This window comes from Emticicia sp. BO119 (assembly GCF_013912375.1).
Taxonomy (GTDB): Bacteria; Bacteroidota; Bacteroidia; order Cytophagales; family Spirosomataceae; genus Emticicia.
The window spans coordinates 953,614-974,051 of the sequence record NZ_JACETV010000002.1 but is presented as its reverse complement, the minus strand read 5'-3'; the positions used below and the strand labels follow the sequence as shown (position 1 = coordinate 974,051).

Genomic DNA, 20,438 nt, shown 5'->3' with positions numbered 1-20,438 from the left:
ATCCTATCTTATTACTATCTTTAACAAAAAAAACCTCAAATCGTTTCAATGAACGAACTCATTTCAGAATTACAGGCGATTGCTACACCTGAACGAGCTAAAGCATCGGCATGGTTTTTCAAAACAGGAAAAGGTCAGTATGGAGAAGGTGATGTCTTTATAGGTATATCTACCCCGAACCTGCGCGCGATTTGCAAAAAATACTTCTCATTGACATTAGACGAATTACAGGTTTTACTCAACAACCCTATCCACGAATACCGCATGGCTGCATTGATGATTCTGGTGGGTCAGATGAAAAAAGCCAAAGCAGATGCGCAGAAAAGTATTTATGACTTCTATTTAAAGAACACAAAACAAATCAATAACTGGGATTTGGTAGATGCTTCGGCTCGTGATATTGCCGGATACTATTTATTTGACAAAGACCGGCAGATATTATATGATATGGCTCGCACCGACCATCTCTGGACACAACGCATAGCTATTATTGCGAGCTGGTATTTTATCAACAAAAATCAGTATGAGGACACTTTCCGTATTGCAGAAATCCTGTTATCCCATAAACACGATCTGATTCATAAAGCAGTAGGCTGGATGCTTAGGGAGATATGGAAAAAAGAAGAAGTTGGAGGAATTGAGACGAAACAGGTAGAAAAGTTTTTAGAGAGAAATATCAACCTGATTCCACGAACTGCATTAAGATACAGTATAGAAAAAATGACAGTCGCACGGAAGACCTATTTTATGAAATACCGCCCCAATCTCTAAATAGATGTATTTCTGTCAATTGATTTAAATAATTTATACACTATTCCATCAATGAACAAACGTCAGTTTATTAAAACATTAGCAGCTACCGGGCTGGTTGTTCCTGCCTTTGGGAAGGGTTTCGATAAAGCCTTAGCAAAGATTCAACTACAAACACCTGAGGACACTGCCAGGAATGAGGAATTCTGGGCGGAAGTCAGGCGTGGGTATAAAATTAAACCTGATTATGTGAATCTTGAGAACGGCTACTATTGCTTTACTCCGCAAGAAACCTTGCAGAATTTTATCGGACACGTGCAGGAGATTAATTTCCAAGGCTCTTATTATATGCGCACCAGGCAGTTTGACGATAAAGCTGAAATAAGAAAAAAGTTAGCAGCATTAGCAGGTTGTTCGCACGAAGAATTGATTGTTACCCGAAATACAACCGAATCCTTAGATACTGTTATTGCCGGAATAGACTGGAAAGCCGGCGATGAAGCAGTAATGGCCGAACAAGATTATGGTGCCATGCTTGATATGTTTAAATTACAGGCACGCCGATATGGCATCATAAACAAAATTGTTTCAGTACCCAACCATCCGGTATCTGACGAAGAAATAGTTTCTGTTTATGAAAAAGCTATCACGCCTAAAACCCGCCTATTAATGGTTTGCCACATGATTAATATCACTGGTCATATTCTGCCTATTAGAAAAATATGTGATATGGCCCATAGTAGAGGTGTGGAGGTAATGGTTGACGGAGCTCATGCTTTTGCCCACATCAATTATAAAATAAGTGATTTAGGTTGTGATTATTACGGAAGCAGTTTGCATAAATGGCTAAGCGTACCATTAGGCACTGGCATTTTGTATGTAAAGAAAGATAAGATTGCTAAACTCTGGCAAATGTTTGGTGATATGGGTTATAAAGATGATGATATCAGGAAACTGAATCATACCGGAACTAACCCTGTCCATACAGATTTAACCATTGCCGATGCTATTAATTTCTATGAAACAATAGGCAGAGATCGTAAGGAGGCACGCTTGCGTTATCTACAGGAGTACTGGACAAAACAAGTAAGAAACCTACCAGATATAGTTTTAAACACTCCAGCCGAAAGCCATAGAGCCTGTGGAATAGCCAACGTAGGTATCAGTAAAATTAAACCCGCCGATCTTGCCAGGACCCTATTAGAAAAATATAAAATCTGGACAGTCGCTATTGATTCGCCCACCGTAAAAGGTTGCAGAATTACCCCTAATATCTATACGACAACCACCGAGTTAGATACTTTCGTGAAAGCATTAAAAGAATTAGCTGCATAAAAAATGCCCACGAGTAAATCGTGGGCTCATAACAATAGCAATCACCAGCAGATACTGATTCTCTATTTTTTTACTTTTATGGTTATTTTCGCATCAACGTCGCCTACTGATTTAGACTGTACTTCAATCTGGCTTTCTCTTACCCCTCTTTCTAATAAAACTTCTCGTAAAGCATAGGCACGATCTTCACCTAATGTTCCACCACTGCTTTGTGCACCACCCGCAATGGTTATTTTAGCTTTTGAATTATTCTTCAAAAACCTTACCAAATCGTTTACATTACCCCTGCTACTAATCTCTGCACTGCCTTTTCTGAAATTCAGATTTGGTAAAGCAACCCAGGAATTACTGTTTGCTAACTCTTTACTTAATGATCCTGCATAGGTTGACTGAGTACTATTGCCTGTCGAATTTGCAGGCTTGGTCTCTACTTTAGGCAAATCTGCTTTTTTATCCTCCACTTTCGTATCAACAGGCTTAGGTTCGACCTTTTCTACGGGAGTAGTGATAGTCAAGGTATCTTTTGGTACTATATTGAAAGATGAGGTATCCGGCATTACACTTGCTGTTGAATCAACCCCTGGTAATACCTGTGCCTGATTTTCCTGTTGTTTCTTGTATTTGAATATATAAAACAGAATCGCAATTAATACTAAAGCCAATAAAACCCAAGGAATCCAGACAGCGGGACCTCCACCAGACGTATTAGGATTCAGATTAGAACTTTTATCTTTTTCCTTTTTCTTTTCTCTGTTCTGCTCTTTCGTTGTTTTTTTATCAATAGTCTCTTCTTTCGTAACCAGTTTATTAATTAAAACCGGAGGTAAGGCTGCCAATACAGCATCCCGTTGCTCATTCAATAACTTCATCAGGCCTGAGACTCCCATGCCTTCTCTTGCTATTACTTTACCCAAAGCCCCCAAAACCAAAGGAGTTGCCAGCCCAACCAGAGACGAAGCGGAAGTTTTACGTATATTACTCAAAGATGAGATTGACTCAACCAGACTATTGCTTTTATTGCCTAAAAAATGGTTGAAAATATTTGTTCCAATCGTAATCAATAATTGCGTTTTGTCGAAGTTATCTAAAAGATTAGGCAAATCGTCAAGAATTTCTCCTGTGTGCCCCCCATCTTTCAACACGTCCATTACCTTACCTGCATTCTCTTCAGTAGTAGTATTCTGAATAATACCCCCCAGTACTGTAGGAACGGCTTTATCTAAAGCAAGGCTGATATTCTCAGGGTGCTCTCCCAGAAAATTGCTTACTTTTTCAATTACCGAGTCTGTCAGTTTGTCTTTTATCAATCCAATTATATTCATACAAATCTTTTTCTCGTGGTAGCTAATGATTAATTTGGGATACTATCATAACAACTATGTTTTTACAAAAACTATGCCCAAAATCGAGGCATTTCTAAAAAAAAACATACCCGCTTAATAACAAAACGAAAAACTAAAGAAGCTATTTTCTGCTGTATATTGTTTATATTAAACTGTCTCTAAACCTGTAAAAAGGAGTATCCATTTAATACAGAAATATTACCATTTAAAAATAATATATAATTTTTTAAAGAATTTTACTATATAAATAACTGATAATCATTTAATTATGATTTTTATAATATAATTTTGTAGTGAAAATCAAACTTATGCACAAAATGGCACTTGTAAAACAATTTTCTAAAACCAAATCAGTTTGTAAAGTTACGTTCACGCTACCTTCAGAAGTGGTTAATGAAGCTAAGAAAGTAGCTCTTGTAGGTGAGTTCAACGATTGGAACTCAACTGCTACTTTGTTGAAGAAACAAAAAGATGGTCAATATAAAGCTTCGGTAGAACTTCCTATCGGTTCAGAATTTCAATTCCGATATTTATTGGATGGAACTAACTGGATTAATGATGAAGCTGCTGACAAATATGTGGCTAATGAATTTACTTCAGACAACTCGGTTGTTGTATTGTAATTTCAGCAAGAAATTAGAAAGCCCAAACTTTTACGGTCTGGGCTTTTTTTTGCACTATGAGAAAGGTTCATAATCTAATTCCAGAAAACCTTCCACATTTGCCAACCAGTATTGCTCAACAAATGCTACATGCTCAGGGTGCGAATTATACTTTTGATAGACCTCTTTATTGGCAAAATCCATAAACAAGCCATAATCAAATGAGCTATGAACACTTGTCTGGCGGTAACAAATAAAATTCTCTACCCCTTCTATTGTTGCCAGTTTATTGACGGCTTCAAAGAATAAGTGTTCTGCCTGCGATCCTACTGGGTGTTTTAATTTAAAAACAACAGAATGTCTTATCATGTAACTATTTATTGAGTGATTAATCTACTGACTATCCATTGATTTTACTCAATCAAATTTAATTGTTTTGAATTTAATTAAATTATCACTTGGTTTATCAGTTTTCACACCCATAATATACAAATCTCGGAAACCTTCAATCGGTTTATCCAGTTTACTTTCTACCCATTTCATTTTTCCCCAACCCTCTGTAGGGCTAAAGGTTGTTCTGGCAATAACAGGCCCGGCTACTGAGTTTTCTCTTACCTCTATGACGCCTGATTTATCCTGCGAAGCGTATTCAACGGCAATGGTTTTGATGTTGGTCAGGTCTATATTCTTAAATACGAGATATGCCTTGGATGGCCCCTGGCGAAGCTCCCCCCAGTCAAACACAAAACCAGGGTGTCTGTCAGAATCCATTGCTCTCAGTTGGTGATAGCGTAGGCGTATAATATCTTCTGCTTTCTCAGGTTTAGCACCGGCTACGCCATTATCTGTATAAGTAGCCTTAACAGTATAGTATCCGGTAGTTTTGTTTTCCAGATGCTCTTTTAAAGGAATAGTCCCACTTATACTGATAGGTTTAAAGTTCTTATTAGGGTCGTTAATAGCCAAGATATACTTCACCATTTCATCGGCATCTTGCGACGAGATCTGAGGATGCGCACTCATTACATGGACACTACCCCAGCTGCCACCACCACCTTCTATAATCTTCTTCGACAGAGTTCTGATAGTTTTATTATCACCACTGCCATACTTCTTTGAAATAGCCAGGAACGACGGTCCGACTGAAGTCTTATCAACTGTATGACAAGCCTTGCAATCACTGGCATCAACCAATGTTTTACCTAACGACCCAAGCTCTACTTTAGAGTCTGATTTTGCTCCTGTAACAGGTTGGTAGGGATTTGGATAATAATTATATTCTATCTTTCGCTTTTTGGCATTAATAGCTTTATCTTCCACATCACTTACAGACACATGATATTCAAAGGGCTGATTATCCCAATAAAACGATTTATTCTTCTTGGCATTGATAGACACAACCGGAACAGCATTACCTACCCTTACACTCAGTGTATCAGTACCTGTTTTTCCTGCCGCATCTTTGGCTAAAAACACTACTTTATAATTTCCATTTTTAGTAAAAGTATGCGTGTACATTGGTTTATCGGCAGATAGTTTTGTTCCGTTGATATACCATTCATAACTGAGTTTGTCATCAAAGTCTAAATCTACTCCTCTACCCGAAAAACGTAATTTTAATGGAGCTTTGCCTGCCCATTCCTTATATTGCGGCACATCTCTGATTTCGGAAGTGATAAAAGATTCTTTATTTTTCTTTACTGCCATTACGGTATCTACAATACTTGCTATGGCTTGTGGAGCTCTGTTATCATAGTTATATTCTATTTTCACCAGACGGGCATCTGTATTATCGGCACCATAAACCGATCCATATTCTAACACATACATAATGCCTTCCTTACTGAATGCCAAATCAATTGGGCGTCTGAAATCCCCTTTTGTTGGCATAAAAGCCTCCGTCTTTAAGTAGTTTTCATTTTTATCAAATCTGGTTGCCAACATCCAGTTACGCATCCAGTCAAAAACAAACAAGGCTCCATCATAATATTTCGGTATCTTGTTTTTAGTGGCAGATGCTTCGTTAAAAGTATAAAACTCTCCTGCCATAGCACTACGGCCACCTGTACCTAATTCAGGAAAATCAGGGGATAAAGCATAAGGATACCATATCATAGGTGGTGTAGCCGGAGGTAGTTCTTTCAGACCTGTATTATTAGGCGAGTTATTAAGAGGCTTTTCAGGGTCATAGTTAGGGCCGGGTTTTCCTGTTTCAAAGTCCCATTCAGCATAAGCATAGTTGTTCCCCACAAAATAAGGCCAGCCAAAGTTACCCGGCTTTTTCGCCTGATTAAATTCATCATACCCTCTTGGCCCCCTTGGGCTGTCTTCCCCGGCATCAGGCCCGATTTCTCCCCAATAAATAGTGCCTGTCTGCGGATTGATGGCAATTCTATAAGGATTCCGACAACCCATTGCATAAATTTCAGGCTTGGTATTCTCCTGCCCTATCTCAAACAGATTTCCTTTCGGAATAGTATAAGTTCCATCCGGTTGAGGATGAATACGAAGAATTTTACCTTTAAAGTCATTCGTATTTGCGGCCGAACGTTGCGCATCCATCGGATAATATTGTGGGTCTTTACGTTCATCAAGTGGTGCATAGCCATTCGAAGGAAAAGGTGTAGTGCCGTCTCCGGTTGATAAAACCAAGTTTCTGTCTTTATCAAAAGCCAGAGACCCTCCATGATGAGAACCACTGTTGATTTGCACAGGCACTTTCAGTAAAATTTTTTCTGAACCCAAATCAATTTCGTCTTTGGCTGAAAGCGTAAATCTCGACAAATTAAAGTAAATAGGTTCACCCTCAATTGGTGGCGAATAATACAGGTATATCCAACGATTGGTATCAAAATCAGGGTCAAGGGTAATACCTATTACACCTGTACCGCCTTTCATCACCACCGGAAAGCGATGAATCAATCTGAACTTATTTGTTTTTGTATCAAAAACTGATAAGTTTCCTGCAAGTTCGGTCATATATACTTTGCCAGCATTCGACACCGCCAATTCCATCGGATTATTCAGGTCATTTACCAGAACCGTTTTTTCAAATCTGTTTTCTTCCGGCATGGTTATCGAATAAGCTTTTGAGTAATCCAGAGGTTTGCCGTTACCCATTGCATAGTTGATACCCCCTAAGAGATGTTTCAAAAACAAAGGCTCTGAAAAGCTTTCGTCAGCGTGCCCACCTCCTGTGAAGAAAGACCTGCCACCGTCAAACTCATGATACCAGGCAATCGGGTGATTCCCCCCGTTAGTCCCTCCATCATAGGTACTTTCATCTAAATAAGCCAAAGGTTTTATGTTTCGGTAGATAGACTTGTAGTTATACCATTCGTCAGTACGTTCCCAGGAATCCGGCAAATGACTTGTTGAAATATGTGTTTTATCTGTTACCAACACAGTTGCCTTTCTGACATTCGAGTTATTAGGGTGGCTTTCAAAATAAGCTCCAACCAACTGTCCATACCAGGGCCATTCATATTCCGTATCAGCAGCCGAGTGAATGCCCACAAATCCACCCCCTGCCTGTATATATCTTTCAAAGGCAGCTTGCTGGTCATTATTAAGAATGTTTCCGGTAGTTGAATTGAATATAACGGCACTATATCTTTTGAGATTTTCGTCGTTGAAATCATCAGAATTTTCTGATATATCAACCCCGAAATTATTCTCCTGTCCAAGCTTTTTAATAGCTTCTTTACCAAACGGAATACTTGAGTGTCGCCAGCCTCTTGTTTTAGAAAATACTAAAACTCTTTTTTGCTGAGCCGATGCGCCATGATAGACGAGAGTCGTTAAGAATAAGGCACAAATAACAGATAAGCTGAAAAAAAATCTTTTAGCAGGTTGTTTCATTGTATATGGTTAAATAGAGAGATTCAAATATAACTATTTCCTGCTAAAACTATCCTATTTTAAGATAATTCAGAATAATTATGAGATAAAAAAGCAGAAGTACGCAATAAACAATAGCCTATTGATTTACTTGGCAGTATTTTCTTTGAAATAACAGGAACTTACGGTGAATCATATTACAATGAATGAGATAGCAACTAAGTATTACTTTCTGATGAATTTTTGATTAGTTTTGATAGCCTGTAAGAGTAGTATTGATAGCTTATACCTAAGTACTTATGTGAAACTTCGTTTTAAGTACCAAACCTTAATAATCTCTAAAAGTTATGCCCCTTCATTCTATAATATATGCTAAGCCCTGTTGATAATTATTTTGAACAGCAAGAAGAGCCGGCAAAAAGTTGTCTGCTATTTCTGAGGTCTCATTTGCTGAATTATAACCCAGCAATTACAGAAACCTGGAAATACAAAATGCCGGTTTATTGCTACAAAGGTAAAATGCTGTGCTACCTCTGGACTCATAAAAAATATAAGGTCAATGGTATGTCGCTACCCTATATTGGCATTATTGACGGAAATCTGATAGATGAGCCCGATTTAATTAAAGAAGAACGAGCCAGGATGAAAATCCTGCTTATTGACCCCAATTCAGATATTCAGGTTGAAAGGATTGAGAGGCTTTTGGTGGCAATGTTGGGTTTGAGAGATTCTGAAAAATAATCCATCCCTTTTCCCATTGTTGAGAAAGGGATGGATTATTGATAATTTATATCACTATGTGTTCAGACTAATTATTACAGAAATATTCCTTGTTTTTATCTTTGCTACTGGCTTCAACTTCTTCTCTGATCACTCCGTTTTCAAGGATTTTACCGGATTCATTAAAGCCGCTTTAATAGATTGAAAGCTGATAGTAACAAAGGCAATGATAATGGCCATTACTCCTGCCAGAACAAATACCCACCAGTTTATTTCCGTTTTGTAGGCAAAGTCCTGTAACCAGCTATTCATAAAATAATAGGCAATAGGCGATGCTACCAGCAGGGCAATCAACACCAGTTTTAAAAGATCTTTCGAAAGTAATAGTATAATGCTCGGCACAGTAGCCCCTAAAACCTTTCGGATACCTATCTCTTTGGTGCGTTGCTGAACAATATAACTCACCAAACCTAACAGGCCCATACATGCTATAAGAATTCCTAAACATGAAAATATCCAGAACACCTGCTGAGAAACCTTTTCATTTCTGTATAGTTCGGCCAGATCGGCATCCAGAAATGCGTAATTAAATGGTTGCTCAGGCAGAAATTTCTTCCATGTCTTTTGCAATTGGCTTACCACCGACTCGAAGTCGGGCGTATTGATTCTTACACCTATCAGGTTACTTGTTCTGGCAAAAAAGCGATTATTGACAATAAATAAAGGCGTAATTTTTTGATGCAAAGATGAGAAATGGAAATCCTTAACTACCCCTACTATTGTATAAGACACCTCGGGGCCATCGCCTTGCACAAAATTATCAGGGCTGAATATTTTCTGTCCGATCGGATTCTTTAGTCCTAAAGCCTTCACGGCTTCCTGATTCAGAATAATAGATAATGAATCATTAAATTCTTTGTTAAAAAATCTTCCTTCTGCCGTTTCCATATTCAGCGTTTGCAGATAACCCTCATCGGCAATCATAGCCTTACCCGTTACTGTTTCTTTCTCTCCTCCCTTACGAAAACTAATACCAAAAAAGTTTTCCTGACCCGGTTCAGCACTTGTTCCACCTACTTTTTCAACGCCTGCAATTTTCTGTATCTCGTCTTTAAAGACTTGTGTACGATCGCCTAAAAAACCTGCACCTCTTAGGTGAATCACAAAATCTTTTGAATACCCCAGTTCTTTATTCTGAATATAATTTAATTGTCTGTAAACTATAAGCGTACTGATAATCAGAATAATAGAAATAGAAAATTGAAAAACCACTAATCCGTTTCGTAAAGCATGACCCTGTTTTTTAGAAGTAAACTTACCCTTCAAAACCTGTATTGGTTGGAACGAAGACAAAACACCTGCCGGATACACGCCTGCCATTAAGCCCACTGCTATTGATAAAATCAGCATTAAAGGGATGGTTTTCAAGGTAAAGAAATTATCTAATATCAGGGTTTTATTGGCTAAATTATTAAAAAATGGCAATACTAATACCACTATCAGAATAGCTACAAACAGACTTGCTACACTCAGTAAAACTGATTCTGTCAGAAACTGAATGGATAACTGCGATTTTGTTGAGCCCAGTGTCTTACGGATACCCACTTCTTTTGCTCTTTCGGTTGAACGCGCAGTGGCTAAATTCATGAAATTGATACAGGCAATCAATAATACAAAAACCGCGATCACCATGAAAATATACACTAAATTTTTACTCCCGTTTGCCCCTAATTCGGCTTCTAAATGCGATTCCAGATGAATATTCTGCAAAGGTTGTAAGAAATAAAAGTACCCGTTACCAGCTTTCAGGTAATCTTTAAATGATACCCCGAAATTCCGCTGTACTTCACCTGCGGCATATTTTTCTACAATGGACGGGAATTTTGCCTGTACCTGCTCAGGAGAAGTATGAGGTTTTAGCAATAGATAGGTTGAGGCCGCAAAGCTGATATGATTGGTAGCTTCGGCAAAACGATTTCCTTTTACCGAACCTAAAAAATCGAATTGGAAATGGCTGTTTTTAGGAACATCAGCACAAATGCCAGTTACCTGCAACTTGGGTCCCTGCACCAGTTCGAGGTATTTGCCCATCGCATTAGTAGTTCCAAAAAAACGCTTGGCTGTGCTTTCGGTCAATACTATGGTGTTTGGTGCTAATAATGCTTTATCAGGATTGCCAAAGAGTAATGGCAACTTAAATACCTTGAAGAAATTAGAGTCGGCAAATAATACATGATTCTTCTCATATACCTGATTATTATGTCTGACGAGGGTCCCGCCTCCATTATCAAAGATTCTGACGCTTTCTTCTACTTCCGGTAATTCTTTCCTTACCGATTGGGCATACGAGGGTGGAATAATGGCATATTTTGTAGCCCTGCCCGGATAAATACGTTCGAGTGCCATACGATATATCCTATCACCATTCTCCCAGGATTTATCATAACTCATTTCATCAAATACAAACATCAGAATCAGAATGCATGATGACATACCAATCGAAAGCCCTGTAATATTAATCAGGGTTTGCAGTTTGTTCTTCAACAAGTTCCGCCAGGCAATTTTCAAGTAATTTCTTATCATAGTACTTTAGTCCAAAGGGTATTTAAGAGTTGAGAAGTTATCATTTTATCTTAATTTTACACTAAATCGGGTTTACAAATCTTAGCATAAAAGCGTGAGTCATGTATTCAGTAATAGCTTTATTTTCATACCCCTCAAAAAACATACCTAAAGAACTAAATCACTTATTATCAATACATTACAACAAAACTCACGACTAATATTCGTCCAGAAGCGGACATTCTTTGTACGCCAGCGTACAGTGCAATTTTAAAGAAAAAAGATTCTGTCATTAAAAGAATAATAACAGAATCTGATAACTCAACAAACTGTATAAGGAAATATATACTTCTATAAAAAGTATCTTATAAATTATCTGATGGCACATCTACTACCCATTTCATCAGGTGTGCCAAACCTTTAATATTAGCCGCTTTCCATCTGACATTCCATAAACCGCCAGTCAGTACTTTTACTTTTTCAAAACCGTTATCAGCCAGAAATTTTGCGGCTTCAAATGCCTCAGGATTATTAGAAAAAGCATAGACCACAATGCTTTTATCCTTATAAGCTGCCATCTCCGTTAACTTTGCATTTAATTCTCCCAAAGGTGTATTCACCGCATTCTGAATATGCCCCCTATTCAGGTAAGTTTTAGTCTTTTCCCGATTAGTAAATTCATCTCTGGTTCGCACATCTAATAGTAAGGCAGGAGGATTATGAGCCATCGAATAGTCGAACTCTTCGGCCGTGATAAATCCATAATCTTTTGAGTGAATCCACAATTTTTCTTTTTCAGGCATTGTTTTTTCACTAACCCAGTTATCCAGGCCATTAAATAGCACACTTACATCAGTATAACCCTGTTCGCTTAGCAGCTTTGCTATTTTAATGCTCTCATCGCCGTAATTATCAACCAATAGAACCGGCTTGTTCTGAGGTATTTTTGAAAGAGATTCGCTGATTTTTGAGGAAGGAATATTGATAGAGCCTCTAATATGCCCGAAAGCATTCAGTTTGGCTATTTTCGATATACTTTTATAAGCAGAATCAGCACGAACGTCTATTATTGAAATGTCTCTTCTATTAGATAGTAAGTGTACTACATCTCCGGTCGAAAGTATTTTGAAGTGATTATTCGTAGCATACAAATCCTGTAAGCAAGGGTCTGCTGAATTTCTTAACAAGTTCATTTCTGTCATACCCCCATTTACATTTACGACGTTCGTAAAACCACTATCGGCCAACATTTTAGAAGATACCCTGCTCCGTTGGCTATGTGAGCAATAGACATAAACAGGCTGATTTTTATAGTCTTTTAACTCTCCTAAACGCTTACCTAATTCTCTGACGTTGATATTAACCGCACCTTTCAGATGTCCTATATTCAGTCCGGTATAAACCGAAGTATCGCTGTATTCCCCTGCCGACCTGACATCTAACAAAAGAGCGTTCGATGACTTTCTTAGTTCATTACACAAATCATTAATGTAGACTGTCTTGTACGCCGTATTATCAAATTTATATTGGGCTGATGCCTTAGAGACTGTAAACAGCCCGATGATGAAGGTAAAGAATAAATTTTTCATATTTGTTTGCTTTAGTTTTGAATCGGTTTTAGATAGAATCTGATTTATACAAAAGAACTTATCAATTCTTTGGAAATAATATACACCCCCATCACCAGTACAAGCCACCCGAAAGTTTGTTTCAGTTTCTGGTTTTCTACAAATTGAGACAGATAAGACCCGACGAATATGCCAGTGACAGACAGAATAGTAAAAGCTGAAAGGAAAGTCCAGTCAATTGAGAGACCTGATAAATCGCTTGTAAATCCTATCAACGATTTAACAGCAATAATCAGTAATGAAGTACCCACAGCCATTTTCATAGGCAATCGGGCTATTAAAACCAAAGTTGGAATAATGAGAAATCCACCGCCAGCACCGACAAGCCCGGTAATGATACCTATAATAAAACCACTAATGGTAATCAACAGGAAATGAGGTGCGTCCGAATGACTTTTTTCAACTGATTGAACCTTGTTCTTAATCATAGAATAAGAAGCGGCTACCATCAATATCCCGAAGAAAACCATGATAGCGACATTTTTTGGAATCTCATAATCAGCTATAAGAAAAAACGGTTTGTTAATAACGCTCAATAAGTATTGGCGGGTAAAGTAAACCCCCATAAACGACGGAATAACAAAAACGAAGGCAATCGTATAATTAACCTGCTTCTTTCTCATGTAGGTCAGCGAGCCAACCAAAGAAGTAGCACCTACTACAAAAAGCGAGTAAGTAGTTGACAGTAATGGATTGATACCCAATAAATACACCAACACTGGAAGTGTCAGGAGACTCCCGCCCCCACCGACCAGACCAAGGCTGATACCGATAAGGACGGAAGACATAAAACCCAGTAATTCTGTTACGTTCATAATTTTGTATGAGAAAAATCTCATATCAAAAATCACTAAGTTTTTTGTATAATATTAATATACTATACCAACGACCTAAATAATAGACCAATAGCAGGAGAGCTCGTAACAAGCAGCGATTTTAATTGGTAATTTTGCATCATAAACAGAAAACAATGAAGAAACTCTTACAGAATGACAGGATATATCATCTTTGGATATGGCTCTTGCTGATAGTTCCCAGGGGCATAGGAAGTATGTATATTGTAAAAAATAGTTTGTGGTTGTATCTGTTGAATTTACTATTGCAAAACGGGCTTTTATTACTCTTGATTTATATTAACCTGCTTTATCTGATTCCGAGATTATACGAGCATAAAAGATATAAACCTTTTTTTACGATTCTGGCAGGGCTGACTATTCTGCACGTCATTTCTGTTCATTTTCTGAATGAATTCGTCTATAACAAAATGGGGTTCAATGAAGAAAGAAACACGCTAATTGAAATTCCTTTCTATTTTTTCAATACAGCCCAATATCTTGTCATTTCTTTTTTATTATATGGATTACAGGAGAGATTCAGACAGAAAAAGCAAATCAGTGAAATGCAGGTAGAAAAACTGAATACTGAAATGAACTATCTGAAAGCACAGATCAATCCTCATTTTTTGTTTAACACTCTCAACAATCTTTATGCGCTTTCGCTTGAAAAATCAGACAAAGCCCCTGAAACGATTCTGATGTTATCAAAAATGATGGATTATATGTTGTATGAAACTTCTGAATCGAAAGTGAGCCTGAAAAAAGAGATTGAAAATATTGAAAATTATATTGGTCTTGAACGAATCAGGCAAGGAAACCAGGCTAAAATCAATTTTTTATTAAAAGGTGATATAAGCGATCAAAAAATAGTGCCGCTAATCCTATTACCGCTTATTGAAAATGCTTTCAAACATGGGGTAAATCAATTAATTTATGGTGCTTATATCAGTATTATATTAACTATTAATAAGGAAAATCTGGAACTGTCAGTAGAAAACAATTATAAAACCAATGAAACACATAAAAGCCACGGTATTGGTTTGATAAATCTTAATAAACAGTTGGCTTTGTTTTATAAAGACACCCATAAACTATTGATTCAGAAAGATACAAATCTTTACAAAGCCCTTTTAACGCTGGATTTATCATGAGCTACACTTGCATAATCGTTGATGATGAACCACTGTCGCATCAGGTTTTAAAAAATCATATAGCGCAAGTCAAATCATTGAAAACACCTATCAGTTTTTTCAACGCCATTGATGCGAAGGCATTTTTAGCTGAAAATGTAGTAGACATTATGCTACTTGATATTCAGATGCCTGAAATAACAGGGCTTGAGTTTTTGAAAGGTCTTAACAATAGACCAGTTACTATCTTTTCAACTGCTTATCGTAAATATGCCCTTGACGGCTTCGATCTGGGCGTGGCAGATTACCTGCTCAAACCCATTAGTTTCAAGCGTTTTGAAGTCGCTATTCAAAGAGCTATTGATTTAGTAGAATCTAAAAAAACTGATAAAAATTACGAAATTGAAATCAGGACTGGTACACAGACAATTTTATTGGATTATCGGGAAATCGAATACGCCAAAGGTCTAAAAGATTATACGATTCTCTACCTGCCTGATAAAAAATATGTAGTGTTGGGTTCACTCAAAAGTTATGAAGAGAGCCTACCTACTCAATACTTTATGCGGGTGCATAAATCATATATGATAGCCAAAAACAAAATAAAAAACATCAACCAGCAGAAAATCCTCTGGAATCAGGCCGCTATTCCTATTGGCAGAAGCTATAAAGCAAAGGTTGAGGAGTTTCTGAAAGGAAATAAATAATGCCTCTAATCTATCAAGGGCAATTGTAATGAAAGAAAAAGTAACACGCAGAAAATACATTTTCCTTTCTTCGTGTTACTCTCTCCCTATTCTGATTTCAATGACCTTACCGGATTCATTAATGCAGCTTTGACCGCCTGATAACTAATCGTTAATAAGGCAATTGCTACTGCCATTAATCCGGCCAAGGCGAAAGTCCACCAGCCTATAGTTATCCGGTAGGTATAATCAGAAAGCCATTGGGTCATGGCCCACCATGCAATTGGAGAAGCTACCGCAAAAGCAATAATTACCAACCGCAAGAAGTCTTTTGAAAGCAGGGTTGTCAGATTAAAAGTACTTGCTCCCAATACTTTACGGATACCAATTTCCTTGATGCGGTTTTCGGCAGTAAATGTTGCTAAACCAAACAAACCCAGGCAGGAAATAATAATGGCTAAAGTAGAGAACACTCCTGCAAAAGTACCAAAGCGTTGTTGATTACCAAATTTTTTGCCGTAATCGTCATCAACAAACTGATATTTGAACGGATAGGCAGGGTTATACTTTTTGATTACAGCCTCTAATACCGCCAGATTCTTTTGAGTAGAGCGGCCCTTATTAAAACGAACCGTGATGACGTTGTCCCAGTTGGCAGGCTTTACGATAAGTTGTTTCATTTCTCCATATGGCGACCGCAATATGAAATCTTTCAGCACACCAACAATTGTAAAGGTTTTGCCATCATTCTTCACCCACTCTCCTATTGGATTTTTCAAACCCATGACTTTTGCAGCCGATTCATTGATAAGCATAGATAGAGAATCTGTTTTATAGGTATATATGTCTATATCCCTGCCTTCCACGAGGGTCATACCCATCGTTTTGGCAAAATCAGCAGATGATGCTATAACGTCAAAATCAATTTTATGATTCTCAGGACTACCCTTCCATTGCACACCCCAGGTATCACTCCACCCCTGTGAGACGGGTGAATTTGTTTTACAGATACTTTCGGCTGTGCCATTATTCAGTAATTCAGACCTGATCAACTCATAATTTTTCCCCATATCTCCGGTCATATACATAAATATCAGATTTTCACGGTTATATCCGGACGGACGGTCCTGGCCATGCCTGATTTGTCTGTAAACAATAATAGTACTGATAATTAGCATTATAGAAAACGAAAACTGAATCACCACCAATACCTTTCGCGGAGTAACCGCCTGCTTACCTGCCTTGAAAAATCCTTTTAAAACTTTGATAGGTCTGAAAGAAGACAGATAAAAGGCAGGATAAGACCCTGCCAGTAACCCTGTCAGCAATATAATTGTTACAGCTGCAATCCAGTAATAAGGATTCAGGAGATCAAGTGTTAATTGCTTGTTTGTAAGCGTATTGAAGCTTGGTAAAGTAGTATAAACCAATAATAGAGCTATACCAAAAGAAATGGTCGCCATCAGTATTGACTCACCTAAAAACTGCCAGATAAGCCCTTTGCGCTCGGCCCCTACCACTTTTCTGACACCCACTTCCTTGGCTCTTTTTTCAGAGCGCGCCGTACTCAGATTCATGAAATTAATGCAGGCTATCAGCAATACAAATGCCGCTATAATTGCCGACAATCTAACATAAGTGATGCCTCCACCTACTATTTTACCTTCTTTAAACTCTGAATATAAATGCCAGAATTTGGCCGGGTGCAAAAATACCTCAGTATCTTCCTCTTTATTAGAGTGATTAATGGTAATATCTTTAATCTTTTTGTTCACCAGATCTACTGATACATTAGGTTTTAGCTCTACGTAGGTCTGATAAGAGTTATTGCCCCAATACGAGTTTTCATTCCCTTCTTTTACTAAGTATTTCCAGGGGAGCAAATAATCAAAATTAAAGCGGGTATTATTCGGTAAGTCTTTTAATATGCCTGTTACTTTAAAATTATCCTTATTATCAATTTTCAGAATTTTGTTCATGGCAGGTTCATCACCAAAGACTTTCTTAGCCATTTTCTCGGTAATCACAATGCTATAAACACCATCCAGGGCATTTTTAGCATTACCCTCTTTAAAAGGAAATCCGAAAATAGTTAGTAAACCGGGGTCACAGATATTACCTGAAATAAAAACGCCTTTTTCTTTGTAGCTCACCAGGCGCTCACCTCCCCAACTTACAAATCTGGCTGTTTCGGCTATATCAGGATATTCCGCTTTTAAAGCAGGCCCTAAAGGGGCAGGCGTTGTTCCCCAGCAATATAGCTGCCCATCGAAAGTATTACGGTTGTAAGCCTGATAAATCTGGTCTTTTTTTTCATAAAACTGGTCAAAACTCAACTCATTTTCAATCCAGAGTAAAAGCAACATAGTACCTGCCAGACCTACCGCAAGCCCAATAATGTTGATAAAAGAATAAACCTTGTTTTTAAACAGGCTTCTGAAGGCGATTTTGAAGTAGTTTTTAAGCATAATTTTGTAGGTAAAAGGAAAAAGGTTAACAGAGAAAGGAAGAAGATGCCTCCATCTAAAGAATAATTAAAAGGATAATACTCTTCAGATTCTTCTTTCCGTTTTACTCCGACTTCAATGACTTCACCGGATTCATTAATGCCGCCCTGATGGCCTGATAAAGAACTGTGAGCAAGGCAATGCTGATAGCTAAAATACCTGCTGTTACAAAAATGCCCGCACCTATATCGGTTTTGTAGGCAAAGCCTTGCAGCCAGTCATTCATGAAATAATAAGCTATCGGAAAAGCAATACCATTGGCGATTAATACGAGGCGAATGAAGTCTCTGGATAATAGACCCACAATATTCCCAATAGTTGCACCTAATACTTTTCTGATACCAATTTCTTTTATTTTTTGCTCGGCTGTAAAAGTAATCAGCCCAAACAGACCCATGCAGGCAATAAGAATAGCCACAGTTGTAAAGCCGGCAAAAAGGCTTCCCATACGTTGCTCTGAGCGATATTGTTTGTTAAAGGCATCGTCTAAGAAATAATAATCGAAAGGCACATCGACTTCGTATTTTTTATAGACTTTTTCAATAGAAGCTAATCTTTTTTGCAGGTCTACTTTCGGGTCTATTTTCAGATATAGCGTCCGTAGTTGAGTAGTATCTTTTACCACCATTAGCAACATACCATCTATTTTCTGCTGTAAAGAAGTAAAGTTAAAGTCTTTAACTACCCCCACAATTTCCCGGTTGTGTCCGGCTAAATTCAAATGCTGCCCGATAGGCTTCTCTACTATTTTAAGCTTTTCGACAGCCGTTTCATTAATCACAATCTTATCGTCACCAAAAGCTAACTGTTCTATACTGGCAGGTTTCACTTTCCAGTCCAATTGCAGAATTTTCAGAAAATCTTCGTCTACTTCCATATTATTGATACTCACATCTTCGTTGGTAGTCGGGGTTTTGGTAAAATACATATTCCAGCCACCCGAAAACATCGATAAGGAAGAAGCACCTATCTGTTGAATACCCGCCTCTTGCTTTAAGTCGTGTCTTAATGCAATTGGGTGCTTGCGGGCTTCATTCGGGAGAGGTAACACCAATACCTGTTCTTTGTTCAAACCTATTTTCCTGGTTTGGAGATACCTTAATTGTTTCTGCACCACCATACTACAAATAATCATCACCACTGATGCCATGAACTGAAACACAATAAAGACACGACGTAAATTAGTGCCTTGATTACCAGAGGCAAACTTACCTTTCAGTACCTGAATAGGCGAAAATTTAGACAAAAGCAAAGCCGGATAACTACCTGCTACTAAAGATGTGAAAACCAGTAAAGCCAATAGGATACTCAAAAACAGTGGGCTTGTAATGAAAGAATCATCAATATTAAGGCTCAATAAATTATAAAAAGGCTGTTTTAAAAGCTGAAATAAAATCAATGCCAGTACAAATGAAATCAGGCTTACTATAATAGACTCTCCATAAAATTGCGTGGCCAAATGTTGACGATTAGCTCCTAAAACCTTGCGTACTCCGACCTCTTTTACCCTAACCGTAGACCGCGCTGTTGTAAGGCTCATATAGTTAATTAAAGCCAGAAGCAATACAATTCCAGCAATAATCAGGAATATAGAAACATATTTGGTATTAGAAAAATCGCCCCAGTTATTGCCTAAATGAGAGTCAAGAAATGGTGTTAATACAAAAGTAGAATGCGAAATAAGGCCATTATTTTCGTCTTTGGTTAACACTTTCGGGATGACCTTTTCTACCTTAGCAACTGATTCAGGCTTATTCAATAAAAAATAGGTTTCATAGCTTCCTGTTCCTACCATCTCATCCGACTCATACATTTGCACCCTTTCCCGTTTCATAATGGCATCATAAGTTAAAAATGAACCTATGAAATCAAAATCAAGCGTAGAATTGGTAGGCAATTTCCTGAATATACCTGTAATAGTCAGAACATCTTTTTTATTATAAGTAATGGCCTTGCCTACAGGGTCTGTTTTCCCAAAATATTTCTGCGCCATTTCTTCATTAATCACCACTGTATTTGGTTCGGCCAGCACAGTTTTCGGGTTACCCTGCAGAAGATTTATCGAAAAAAGATTAAACAAAGAGGGTTCTGAGAAAACGAATTTACGCTCAAAAAACTTGTGATTTTCGTCAGACTTAATCACCACATCATCTCCAAAAGGAGTACCGATACGTACATAATCAAGCACCTCAGGATTCGTCTGTTTTACGGCATTACCAAAGTTTTTTGATACCAGATTAAACTGTACTTCATTAGCACCAAACTTCATCTTCACCAGAGTTTGAAAGATATTCTTCCCATTCCTGTGAAATTTATCATAACTTAACTCGTGTGAAACATACAGCAGAATCAACATACAAACAGCCATCCCTATGGCCAGCCCTACTATGTTGATAATACTGAAAACCTTGTTTTTCAGTAAATTTCTGAAGGCGATTTTGACGTAGTTTTTGAGCATAGTTTTTTGCTTTGGACAAAGAGCAGGGAGCATAGGGCAAG

General features: G+C 37.8%; 14 protein-coding genes. 6 read left to right on the top strand and 8 right to left on the bottom strand.

Going from position 1 to position 20,438, the window contains the following annotated elements; genetic code table 11:
* The first annotated feature begins 48 nt into the window (after positions 1-48).
* Together H1R81_RS10825 and H1R81_RS10820 are read left to right on the top strand one after the other, a co-directional pair.
* On the top strand, positions 49-771 hold the full coding sequence (locus tag H1R81_RS10825) for a DNA alkylation repair protein (protein WP_181840725.1): 723 nt from the start codon (positions 49-51) through the stop codon (positions 769-771).
* A 51-nt stretch (positions 772-822) separates the two neighbouring features.
* Entirely contained in the window at positions 823-2,085 is a 1,263-nt protein-coding gene (locus H1R81_RS10820; RefSeq protein WP_181840724.1) for an aminotransferase class V-fold PLP-dependent enzyme, read from the top strand.
* A 62-nt stretch (positions 2,086-2,147) separates the two neighbouring features.
* Here the strand turns inward: H1R81_RS10820 and H1R81_RS10815 are convergent, their stop codons facing one another.
* Positions 2,148-3,407 carry a DUF937 domain-containing protein gene (locus tag H1R81_RS10815; RefSeq protein WP_181840723.1) on the bottom strand — a complete coding sequence of 420 codons (1,260 nt, stop codon included), beginning with the start codon at positions 3,405-3,407 and terminating at the stop codon, positions 2,148-2,150.
* A gap of 338 nt (positions 3,408-3,745) precedes the next feature.
* Between H1R81_RS10815 and H1R81_RS10810 the strand changes: the two genes are divergently transcribed.
* On the top strand, positions 3,746-4,051 hold the full coding sequence (locus H1R81_RS10810) for an isoamylase early set domain-containing protein (RefSeq protein ID WP_181840722.1): 306 nt from the start codon (positions 3,746-3,748) through the stop codon (positions 4,049-4,051).
* A 54-nt stretch (positions 4,052-4,105) separates the two neighbouring features.
* On the opposite strand, the gene H1R81_RS10805 is transcribed toward H1R81_RS10810, so the two are convergent.
* Positions 4,106-4,399 (bottom strand): Dabb family protein, encoded by a 294-nt coding sequence (locus H1R81_RS10805; RefSeq protein ID WP_181840721.1) that lies wholly within the window; start codon positions 4,397-4,399, stop codon positions 4,106-4,108.
* 48 nt (positions 4,400-4,447) lie between these two features.
* Positions 4,448-7,891 carry a ThuA domain-containing protein gene (locus H1R81_RS10800; protein ID WP_181840720.1) on the bottom strand — a complete coding sequence of 1,148 codons (3,444 nt, stop codon included), beginning with the start codon at positions 7,889-7,891 and terminating at the stop codon, positions 4,448-4,450.
* Between the two features lie 348 nt (positions 7,892-8,239).
* Between H1R81_RS10800 and H1R81_RS10795 the strand changes: the two genes are divergently transcribed.
* Entirely contained in the window at positions 8,240-8,611 is a 372-nt protein-coding gene (locus tag H1R81_RS10795) for a DUF1801 domain-containing protein (RefSeq protein ID WP_181840719.1), read from the top strand.
* A gap of 129 nt (positions 8,612-8,740) precedes the next feature.
* On the opposite strand, the gene H1R81_RS10790 is transcribed toward H1R81_RS10795, so the two are convergent.
* From H1R81_RS10790 to H1R81_RS10780, 3 genes are all read right to left on the bottom strand, one after another.
* Positions 8,741-11,173, bottom strand: coding sequence for an ABC transporter permease (locus H1R81_RS10790; RefSeq protein WP_181840718.1), 2,433 nt, complete (start codon positions 11,171-11,173; stop codon positions 8,741-8,743).
* 344 nt (positions 11,174-11,517) lie between these two features.
* Complete coding sequence (locus H1R81_RS10785) at positions 11,518-12,741, bottom strand: rhodanese-like domain-containing protein (RefSeq protein WP_181840717.1); 1,224 nt, start codon at positions 12,739-12,741, stop codon at positions 11,518-11,520.
* A 44-nt stretch (positions 12,742-12,785) separates the two neighbouring features.
* A complete protein-coding gene (locus H1R81_RS10780) occupies positions 12,786-13,595 on the bottom strand; it encodes a sulfite exporter TauE/SafE family protein (protein ID WP_181840716.1) in 810 nt (269 codons plus the stop codon).
* A 155-nt stretch (positions 13,596-13,750) separates the two neighbouring features.
* On the opposite strand from H1R81_RS10780, the gene H1R81_RS10775 reads away from it, so the two are divergent.
* Both H1R81_RS10775 and H1R81_RS10770 read left to right on the top strand, forming a co-directional pair.
* Positions 13,751-14,767, top strand: coding sequence for a sensor histidine kinase (locus H1R81_RS10775; RefSeq protein WP_181840715.1), 1,017 nt, complete (start codon positions 13,751-13,753; stop codon positions 14,765-14,767).
* On the top strand, positions 14,764-15,453 hold the full coding sequence (locus H1R81_RS10770) for a LytTR family DNA-binding domain-containing protein (RefSeq protein WP_181840714.1): 690 nt from the start codon (positions 14,764-14,766) through the stop codon (positions 15,451-15,453). Before H1R81_RS10775 ends, H1R81_RS10770 begins: the two co-directional genes overlap by 4 nt.
* Positions 15,454-15,539: 86 nt before the next feature.
* Here H1R81_RS10770 and H1R81_RS10765 read toward each other — a convergent pair whose 3' ends face one another.
* The gene (locus H1R81_RS10765) at positions 15,540-17,900 is read right to left on the bottom strand and encodes an ABC transporter permease (RefSeq protein WP_181840713.1); all 2,361 of its coding nucleotides are present in this window, start codon (positions 17,898-17,900) and stop codon (positions 15,540-15,542) included.
* A gap of 103 nt (positions 17,901-18,003) precedes the next feature.
* Positions 18,004-20,397, bottom strand: coding sequence for an ABC transporter permease (locus H1R81_RS10760; RefSeq protein ID WP_181840712.1), 2,394 nt, complete (start codon positions 20,395-20,397; stop codon positions 18,004-18,006).
* Positions 20,398-20,438: the final 41 nt, after the last annotated feature.

Bases quoted from the DNA above. Each gene is read 5' to 3' on its own strand.
- H1R81_RS10785 (WP_181840717.1), bottom strand. From the start codon at position 12,741: ATGAAAAATTTATTCTTTACCTTCATCATCGGGCTGTTTACAGTCTCT.
- H1R81_RS10790 (WP_181840718.1), bottom strand. From the start codon at position 11,173: ATGATAAGAAATTACTTGAAAATTGCCTGGCGGAACTTGTTGAAGAAC.
- H1R81_RS10805 (WP_181840721.1), bottom strand. From the start codon at position 4,399: ATGATAAGACATTCTGTTGTTTTTAAATTAAAACACCCAGTAGGATCG.
- H1R81_RS10765 (WP_181840713.1), bottom strand. From the start codon at position 17,900: ATGCTTAAAAACTACTTCAAAATCGCCTTCAGAAGCCTGTTTAAAAAC.
- H1R81_RS10760 (WP_181840712.1), bottom strand. From the start codon at position 20,397: ATGCTCAAAAACTACGTCAAAATCGCCTTCAGAAATTTACTGAAAAAC.
- H1R81_RS10815 (WP_181840723.1), bottom strand. From the start codon at position 3,407: ATGAATATAATTGGATTGATAAAAGACAAACTGACAGACTCGGTAATT.
- H1R81_RS10820 (WP_181840724.1), top strand. From the start codon at position 823: ATGAACAAACGTCAGTTTATTAAAACATTAGCAGCTACCGGGCTGGTT.
- H1R81_RS10800 (WP_181840720.1), bottom strand. From the start codon at position 7,891: ATGAAACAACCTGCTAAAAGATTTTTTTTCAGCTTATCTGTTATTTGT.
- H1R81_RS10770 (WP_181840714.1), top strand. From the start codon at position 14,764: ATGAGCTACACTTGCATAATCGTTGATGATGAACCACTGTCGCATCAG.
- H1R81_RS10775 (WP_181840715.1), top strand. From the start codon at position 13,751: ATGAAGAAACTCTTACAGAATGACAGGATATATCATCTTTGGATATGG.
- H1R81_RS10825 (WP_181840725.1), top strand. From the start codon at position 49: ATGAACGAACTCATTTCAGAATTACAGGCGATTGCTACACCTGAACGA.
- H1R81_RS10780 (WP_181840716.1), bottom strand. From the start codon at position 13,595: ATGAACGTAACAGAATTACTGGGTTTTATGTCTTCCGTCCTTATCGGT.
- H1R81_RS10795 (WP_181840719.1), top strand. From the start codon at position 8,240: ATGCTAAGCCCTGTTGATAATTATTTTGAACAGCAAGAAGAGCCGGCA.
- H1R81_RS10810 (WP_181840722.1), top strand. From the start codon at position 3,746: ATGGCACTTGTAAAACAATTTTCTAAAACCAAATCAGTTTGTAAAGTT.